We start from the raw sequence: 2,710 nt of genomic DNA on the forward strand, positions 1-2,710 counted from the left end.
CGAGCACGATCTCGATCACCAGATCGCACCCTCGATCCGCAGTCGCATGGCTCAGGCGCCGGCGGCGAGCTCCCTGGCCCGTGCGAGTGCGGCGTCCGCAGCCTGGGCGAAAGTGCGATCGAGGTGCCGTGCTCTCGGCTGACCTTGGCCTGCCCGACATCGGCCTCACGACGCTCACCGAGGTGGCCGGACGGGCGAAGCAGATCGCCCGCATGACCGACCTCCCCGCGATCGTCGACGCCGACACCGGCTTCGGCGAGCCGATGAACGTCGCCCGCACGATCCAGGAGCTCGAAGACGCGGGCCTCGCCGGCACGCACATCGAGGATCAGGTCAATCCGAAGCGCTGCGGCCACCTCGACGGCAAGGCCGTGGTCGACGAGAACACCGCGATCAAGCGCATCCGTGCCGCAGCCGACGCTCGTCGCGACGAGAACTTCCTCATCATGGCGCGCACCGACATCCGCGCGGTCGAGGGTCTCGACGCCGCGATCGACCGTGCCAAGGCGCTGGTCGACGCCGGTGCCGACGCGGTGTTCCCCGAGGCCATGCGCACCCTCGCCGAGTTCGAGGCCATGGCCGCGGCGCTCGACGTGCCGATCCTGGCGAACATGACGGAGTTCGGCAAGAGCGAGCTGTTCTCGGTCGACCAGCTGCGTGACGCGGGCGTGAACCTGGTGATCTGGCCCGTGTCGCTGCTGCGCATCTCGATGGGGGCCGCAGGCCGCGCACTGGATACTCTGAACGAAGAGGGGCACCTGACCTCCGCGCTCAGCGAGATGCAGCACCGCGCCGATCTCTACGATCTGATCGACTACGAGTCGTACAACCACTTCGACTCTGGCGTCTTCAACTTCACCATCACGAAGGAGTGACCATGACCGAGCCGGACATCAAGAAGGGCCTCGCGGGCGTCGTCGTCGACACGACCGCGATCTCGAAGGTCAACCCCGAGACGAACAGCCTGCTGTACCGCGGCTACCCCGTGCAGGAGCTGGCGGACACGCAGCCGTTCGAGGCCGTCGCCTACCTGCTGTGGAACGGCGAGCTGCCCACTCCGGAGGAGCTCGCAGCCTTCCGGCTCGAGGAGCGCAAGCACCGGACGCTCGCCGACAACGTCAAGACCGCGATCGACCTGGTCCCGCTGGATGCGCACCCGATGGACGAGGTGCGCACCGCGGTGAGCGTGATCGGTGCCTTCGAGACCGCCGGCACCGGCAACGTGCTGGATGCCGTCGGCACACCTTCAGAGAATCTGGAGCGGAGCCTGCAGCTGTTCGCCGTGCTGCCGGCGATCGTGTCGTACGGCCAGCGCCGTCGCCGCGGGCAGGAGGCGATCGAGTCGCGGGACGACCTCGACTACGCGGCGAACTTCCTCTGGCTGACCTTCGGCGACGAGCCCGAGCCGGCCGTCGTCGACGCGTTCAACCGCTCGATGATCCTGTACGCCGAGCACTCGTTCAACGCGTCGACCTTCACCGCGCGGGTGATCACCTCGACGCTGAGCGACCTGTACTCGGCCGTCGTCGGTGCGATCGGCGCCCTGAAGGGCCCGCTGCACGGCGGTGCCAACGAGGCGGTGATGCACATCTTCGACGAGATCGGCTCGGCCGACCGCGTGGTGCCCTGGCTCGACGCCGCGCTCGCGGAGAAGCGCAAGATCATGGGCTTCGGCCACCGGGTGTACAAGCGCGGCGACTCGCGCGTGCCGACCATGAAGGCGGCGCTCGACACCCTCGTCGAGCATTACTACCGCCCCGACGTCGCCGAGCTGTACGAGACCCTCGAGCGCGAGTTCGTCTCGCGCAAGGGCATCTACCCGAACCTCGACTATCCGTCGGGTCCGGCGTACAACCTGATCGGCTACGACACGCTCACGTTCACCCCGCTGTTCATCGCGGCGCGCATCGTCGGCTGGACCTCGCACATCCTCGAGCAGCAGGCCTCGAACGCGCTGATCCGCCCGCTGTCGGCGTACAACGGCGTCGACGAACGGCACATCGACGGCTACGTCGCCGACACCGCCGCGATCGACGTGCAGGAGCGCCCGGAAGAGGCGATCGGCTGATCCGAGCCGCCCTGCCCGGTAGGGCAGGGCGGCACCTCCGCTGACTGGCGCGAGGCCCCCGCGTACCTGCGAAATTGCTTACAATCCGATAACGCCTCTTGCTCACCGCAAAATGTTTACGTGATCATTTCTAGTGCAGCCGGTGACAACGACCGTCCCGGCGGGCCCGAGATCCCGTTCCGCGGCCATCCCGATCCAACGAGAGGACATGTTTCGATGAAGCGCATGACACGACTTGCGGCGACGGCTGCCGCAGTCACCCTTCCCCTGTTCGCACTGACCGCATGCGGCAGCGCAGGCGCCGGCAGCAGTTCCGACGACGACCAGAAGCTGACCGTCTGGGCCTGGGATCCGGCGTTCAACATCTACGCGATGGAAGAGGCCGAGAAGGCGTACCAGGCCGATCACCCCGAGTTCGAGCTCGAGATCATCGAGACCCCGTGGGACGACCTGCAGGCTAAGCTCACCACCATCGCCCAGTCGCAGCAGTTCGAACAGCTGCCAGACATCTTCCTGATGCAGAACAACGCCTTCCAGAAGAACGTCATCAACTACCCCGACCTGTTCAGCGACTACTCGGGCTCCGAGATCGACTTCTCGCAGTTCCCCGACGGCGTCACCGCGTACTCGCAGATCGACGGC

Annotated in this window: 2 protein-coding genes and 1 pseudogene; all 3 read left to right on the forward strand. The window is 66.7% G+C overall.

Annotated elements, in window-relative coordinates:
• Positions 1-8: 8 nt before the first annotated feature.
• A complete protein-coding gene (prpB, locus tag KZA10_RS11730) occupies positions 9-875 on the forward strand; it encodes a methylisocitrate lyase (RefSeq protein WP_374196583.1) in 867 nt (288 codons plus the stop codon).
• Between the two features lie 2 nt (positions 876-877).
• A complete protein-coding gene (locus KZA10_RS11735; RefSeq protein ID WP_218682970.1) occupies positions 878-2,068 on the forward strand; it encodes a bifunctional 2-methylcitrate synthase/citrate synthase in 1,191 nt (396 codons plus the stop codon).
• Positions 2,069-2,293: 225 nt separating this feature from the next.
• Positions 2,294-2,710 (forward strand): annotated as a pseudogene (locus KZA10_RS11740) (carbohydrate ABC transporter substrate-binding protein); the annotation flags it as partial.

The organism is Microbacterium sp. BF1 (assembly GCF_019279095.1).
Classification (GTDB): domain Bacteria; phylum Actinomycetota; class Actinomycetes; order Actinomycetales; family Microbacteriaceae; genus Microbacterium; species Microbacterium maritypicum.

What these genes read in the sequence shown, in the direction of transcription:
- KZA10_RS11735 (WP_218682970.1), top strand. Translation starts at nt 878, where the DNA reads ATGACCGAGCCGGACATCAAGAAGGGCCTCGCGGGCGTCGTCGTCGAC.